Source organism: Hyphomonas sp. (genome assembly GCF_013823385.1).
In the GTDB taxonomy this organism is placed as follows: Bacteria; Pseudomonadota; Alphaproteobacteria; order Caulobacterales; family Hyphomonadaceae; genus Hyphomonas.
The window spans coordinates 1-5365 of sequence record NZ_PNMA01000072.1 but is presented as its reverse complement, the minus strand read 5'-3'; the positions used below and the strand labels follow the sequence as shown (position 1 = coordinate 5365).

Annotated in this window: 4 protein-coding genes; 3 read left to right on the top strand and 1 reads right to left on the bottom strand. The window is 58.2% G+C overall.

All coding sequences use genetic code 11. The features are described 5' to 3' along the window. Together C0456_RS19425 and C0456_RS19420 are read left to right on the top strand one after the other, a co-directional pair. On the top strand, window positions 1–222 hold a 222-nt coding region (locus C0456_RS19425), incomplete at its 5' end, for a S26 family signal peptidase (RefSeq protein WP_291055920.1). A gap of 208 nt (window positions 223–430) precedes the next feature. After that, the gene (locus C0456_RS19420) at window positions 431–2353 is read left to right on the top strand and encodes a DUF3363 domain-containing protein (RefSeq protein WP_291055917.1); all 1923 of its coding nucleotides are present in this window, start codon (window positions 431–433) and stop codon (window positions 2351–2353) included. A 137-nt stretch (window positions 2354–2490) separates the two neighbouring features. Here the strand turns inward: C0456_RS19420 and C0456_RS19415 are convergent, their stop codons facing one another. Further along, window positions 2491–4647, bottom strand: coding sequence for a P-loop NTPase fold protein (locus C0456_RS19415; protein ID WP_291055914.1), 2157 nt, complete (start codon window positions 4645–4647; stop codon window positions 2491–2493). A gap of 167 nt (window positions 4648–4814) precedes the next feature. Between C0456_RS19415 and C0456_RS19410 the strand changes: the two genes are divergently transcribed. Next, complete coding sequence (locus C0456_RS19410; protein ID WP_291055912.1) at window positions 4815–5192, top strand: helix-turn-helix transcriptional regulator; 378 nt, start codon at window positions 4815–4817, stop codon at window positions 5190–5192. The last annotated feature ends 173 nt before the right edge of the window (window positions 5193–5365 follow it).

The following is a 5365-nucleotide window of genomic DNA, read 5'->3' as shown; positions in this document are numbered from 1 at the left end:
AATGGGCAGCAGGCGGCGCAGGCGTTTCTAGTCGACAGGATGCACCGTGACCTGCCGGTCTGGGAGGGGTGCATCACGCTTGCGGCAGGCGAGGTATTCCTGCTCTCGCCGCATCCGTCCTCTCTGGACGGGCGCTACTTCGGCGCAGTCCGCGAAGCGGACATCCTTGGGGTAGCGGTTCCGGTTTTTGGTTCGTCCGTTCACGATCCGTCTGCAGAGTAGGGCAAGGCGATGCAGGCGAACGCACGGGTGGGGAAGGCGGACCCGGTAGGGCAAGTTAAAAGGGTTGGCGCCACCCCTAGGGTAGCGCCCTGTCTGCACAACGATTTTCCGGTGCCCGTTGCACCGGGTCGAGACGCCGGGTTTGCTGCGATCAGGCGTGTTTGCTACAGGTCTGGCTGGCGCCATATCCTGATGGGGGAATATTCCCATGACGGAGGACTTTAAGCCGCGCCTTGGCCGGTTGGGGGACCGGGGACGTGGCGGCTCGTCTCGCTATTCAAAGCAGGTAAGACGGGCGGCGGCCCGGCTGGGCCCGAAAGCTGGAAAGGCACGGTTCAGCGGCGCCGGGTTGGGGCGCGGCGGGGCGAGTGCGCGCGCCCTCGAAATGCGGCGGCCGCGAATGCCTGCGTTCCGGATGCGCCGGGTCATCGTAAAGACGCATGTGTCGCGGGCGCCGCGCGGCGGTGGAGGCGGGGCGCTGAAAGCCCATCTCGGATACATCCAGCGCGACGGCGTGGAGCGGGATGGCAGCGGGGGCGAGCTTTACACGCGCGAAGGCCTGGAACCGAAAGCAGAAGAATTCCTCGAGCGGTGCGAGGGCGACCGGCACCAGTTCCGGATCATCGTGTCTGCTGAAGATGGGGCAAGGCTGGGTGATCTCAAAGAGACAACCCGGGCCCTTATGGCGCAGATGGAATCCGATCTCGGCACGCGCCTGGACTGGCTCGCGGTCGACCACCACAATACCGGTCATCCGCACACCCATATCGTCATCCGAGGCAAGGACGAGGACGGCAGGGACCTCGTTATCGCGCCGGACTATATCCGGCAGGGGCTGGCATCGCGGGCGCAGGACATTGTCACGGAGTGCCTCGGTCCGAGGCGCGATCTGGAAATTGCGCAGGCGCATCAGCGCGAGGTGAGCCAGGATCGGTTTACAGGTCTGGATCGGGGTATTTTGGCTGAGGCCTCTGAGACGGGCATCCGGATCACAGAAGGAAGGGGCGCGCGGGGACGGTTTGACGCGGCGCTGCGGCGGGCGAGGTTACGCCATCTCGAAGGCCTTGGTCTCGCGGTGCCAGCGGGCAAGGATCACTGGACCCTGAAACCGGGCTGGGACGCGTCGCTGAAGGCGCTGGGGCAGCGCGGTGATATCCTCAAGGCACTGGCGGCGAAAAATAGGGATCGCGCCCCAGATAGCAATCTCCGCCAGTTCGAACCGGGCGGGCAGGAGCAGGAAGTCCTTCTCGGGTCGGTGCTGGCATCGGTTCCGGAGGATGAATTGCGGGACCGGCGGAGCCTGGTGGTCGAGGACTTTCACGGGACACGCTGGATCGTCGATATGGGCCTCCGGGAGCCTGGTACTGTCCCACCGGATGGCGCCGTCGTTGCTGTCAGTGCACGGACACCGAAACTGCGAGAGATGGATGCGTCCATCCTGAAGATCGCGGAAGCATCGGGCGGGTCGTATTCGGACGCGTTCCATGTCGCCGTGGATCCTGTGGCAACGGCGGCCTGGCAGCATGGTCATGTCCGGCGCCTCGAAGCCTTGCGGCGCTCCGGGATTGTGGAACGCGGCAGCGATGGCGTGTGGCAGGTGCCGCAGGATTTTGCCCGGCGCGCTGCCGACTATGATGCCGCGCGGACGGGGCGGCTTGAGGTTCAGGTCCGGTCCTGGATTCCGCTCACGGAGCAGACGAGGCGTGCAGGGCTGACTTGGCTCGACATGGAAGGCGCCGAGGTGCCCGGCGACCGGCTGGCGAAGGTCCGGCAGGCACGTCTCGCCTTTCTTCAGGAGAAGGGCTGGCTTGAAAGGGGGCCAAGAGAGGTGGGAGAGGCCTTGCGAGACAGGTTGCGCGTCATGGAGTTGCGGAGGACATCAGGCATGCTTGCTTCATCAACCGGGCGCGCCGCTGTGGAGTTGGTACCCGGCGACAGGTTTGAAGGCCGTTTCGAGAAGGCGCTGGACTTGGGGCAGGGAAGGATTGCGGTCGTCGGGAATGCGAAGGAGTTTGCGCTTGTGCCTTGGCGGCCCGAGATGGAGCGTCACCGCGGGAGGGACATGGCGTTCAGACGAACAGCGGCAGGCGTAAGTTGGACGATCGGGATTGAGCGGGGATTGGAGCGGTGATCCGCAAGCCCTTTATCGCTCCTCTTGGGTACTATCGATCCAGCGTTTGATTCATGCCGAAGCAGGTTGGTTAGGCTCCTAAAGCGTTAGGGAAGCAACGAGCGCAGTAGGAGATAAAGTTCTAGCTTTACAGGTACCTAGTCATCTGTTCCGCTTCGACGACGGTCCCACGCACTCAAAAAGTCATCTACGGTCTTTTGTGACTGTTCGTCCAATTGTTCGCTCGACTGGAGGCGTTCTAGTTGAGTGCGAAAACGATCAACATCCAGAATGTCTGTGTTTTCGTCGATTTGTGCCCTTATATGTCGCTGAGAAACGCGATCCCCTAGACCTTCGACTCCCATCCCCATCGACCATGACTCGCCTGTTAGTTCTCTTGCAAAAACCAGTAATGCTTGGTCGTCCAGCAGAAGCGGGTCGGTCCAAGCGCGAACCTCAGCAGGATCGTTGTCCATAAAGTCGCGCCAGCGATAAAGAATGCGAATGAGGTCCTGGTGTTGCAGCAGAGAGCCGTCCGCCGCTGCGGCACGAATAGCCGTTAGTGTTCGTTCTACAAGGGGGGCGATGGCATCCTCGCGAGTCAGACAGTCTTCCTCGCGTCGAGGGCCCTCACTCCTTTCGCGATAGTCATCGCGTGCAGAAGCGGTGAAGTTGACTAGCCATCCAAGCGAAGCGTTTTCGGTGGCGGTCATGTAAAGATTTGTCCGCTCATCGAGGTTAAAGCGCTCGTTTGTCATCCGACGGATAAGCCAATGATAACGGAGCGTCGTATCACCCGTTGCCAAAAAACCGCGTTCTTGATCGATCTTTAGATCGATCTCATCGTGGATCTCGAACAGCGCAGTCAGTAATGGTTCAATATTGTGTCGCTCAACGCGAGTCGCATGGGTGTTGAGTTCATCTAACAGTACCGGCACCATTGACGTTCCGGTTCTGCGTCTTTCCCTGGCCGCGTCACGGAACGCGGCTTGCAGGAAGTCTCGATCATTGGCGCGATTGATCAGCTCATTAATGGCGTCCATCGAGAGCGTTTCGTCGCTCAATGACAGTCTGAAGTAGGTATCAAAATGCGCTTCGACACATACTCTGCGATCGGCGTCCCAGAGAGCACGGAAACCATTGCTGTAACCCATCTGCTCCATACGAGGGAACAAACGCTGCAGCGCAATCCGTACTGTTTCATGTCGTTGTTCTTCAATCCCGCGAAGATAGGGCTCGAACCGCGAGTCGCCGCCCCGTTCACCACGTCCGTGCCGGTCTTGCAGTCCGCACAGGTTTACCTTGTTCGATCTGATCGCTTGGAAAAGTGAAGGCTCGTATAGGCGCAACGTTTCCAGAGCGATAAAGTCGGCAAGGCTGATCTCTCCCGCAATTGCAGGCCACGTCACGCTTATAGCATTTTGAAATCGTGCAACGTGCCTCGGTGTAGTTAGATATGGTGCCACGATGTCGTGAAATAAGTTCAGTATACGTTTCAGTTGGGTTTCGTTTGGCGAGCCGCAAGTTGTCTCAATCGCCGATAAAATTGCGCGATTAAGATCGGTTCTGAGCGGCGTTGGCAGTTCAAAGGCAGCCTGAATAATCTTTTCCAGGAAGTGAGACCCCTCGGAAGGGTATCGATCGGCCACAACCTGATCTGCAAGAGCGCGATCAAACACAAGTAGATAAATAACATTTGGCAAACGGCCGACAGACTTGACCATACGAAAGATTGCCAACGTCTCGTCTGGGCTGAGACGGTCGATGTCGTCGATGATAATAAGAAATCGGCGATTTTCTTCTTTGAGCACGTTAGATAGTTTGTGGAAGGTCTTTTCTAGAGTGTCTTCATCGCTAAAGAAGCGCTTCGTGAAGTTGGCCGACGCCCCTGCTAGCGGAGCGAAAATCCCGGCGGGGGTCAGTGACAACGCTGCGCCTATAACGGGTCCTGCTTGCAGCAAGCCTCGCCCGAGCTTCGGCACAAGGTCCTTAACTTTGTCTTTGAGCGTGTCACTCAACATTGCGTGGAGGTTCTGCAGGAAAGCCAGCGCCAGAGCTTCTTCGCCGCGATACCACCAACACTTGAAATCTGAGATGATCAGAGTTTCGTCATCGGCCTTTTCCAGTTCGCCACGGATCAGGTTTACAGCGCTGCTTTTGCCCGCTCCCCAGGCGCCGTTCAGAGCAATTGTCGTCCCGACCGGGTCTTTGATACCAAGAATACTCTTCGCCAATGATCTAGCGAAAGGCATGATCCCATACTGATCATCAACAGGTGACTCGATCGGGCTATCATTGAAAAAACGACTCATCATGGCAAAAGCAATACACCAATTTCAGGTCTCGTGCCTTCTGGCTTTTGTCCATTCTCAAGATTTTGAAGCCGCTTATGTCGTAGTGTTGATCTGGGATGACTCGTTTGCCGATTGTCGCGCACGGCACATCGATTATGCTGCAGCCATATGGTGGTTGCGGAGTAGCGATGAGGAAGCCTGTGAGGAAGCGCTCTGGACGAAAAGCGGTGGGAGCTGATCTTATCGTTGGGGCGAACATCCGCCAGTTGCGCACGAATGCCGGACTGACACTCTCCGCTCTTGCGGCGGCCATGGGGATCAGTCACCAGCAGCTTCATAAGTATGAAAGCGAAACCAACCGTATTTCTGCCGGTATGCTGTTCGAGATTGCCCAGTTTTTCACGCTGCCGGTCGATGCCTTGTTCGAGGGCCACGCGGACACCGAGGGTGAGAACACGGTACTCCAGAGCGCACGGCGCAGGTGTCACGGCGTGATTGACCGGACGACTTCTCTGGCGACGCTTGAGACGATGGCCAAAATTCTCCGCGCCTTGTCGAGCAAGTAACCGGCGGGGTTTGCCCGCGCCGATGGTCAGATCTGCGTGCGTTTGCATATCTCTGTATAGCGTCCAACTAGGCAGGCCCGAGAAGGTTAGTGGATGATACGGCTTCGTTTTAGAAGCTGGAGTCCACGCTTATGAATCCCGGGAAAATTCTGATTGGACAGGTCGGCATTGTG

What these genes read in the sequence shown, in the direction of transcription:
- C0456_RS19420 (WP_291055917.1), top strand. Translation starts at nt 431, where the DNA reads ATGACGGAGGACTTTAAGCCGCGCCTTGGCCGGTTGGGGGACCGGGGA.
- C0456_RS19415 (WP_291055914.1), bottom strand. Translation starts at nt 4,647, where the DNA reads ATGATGAGTCGTTTTTTCAATGATAGCCCGATCGAGTCACCTGTTGAT.
- C0456_RS19410 (WP_291055912.1), top strand. Translation starts at nt 4,815, where the DNA reads ATGAGGAAGCCTGTGAGGAAGCGCTCTGGACGAAAAGCGGTGGGAGCT.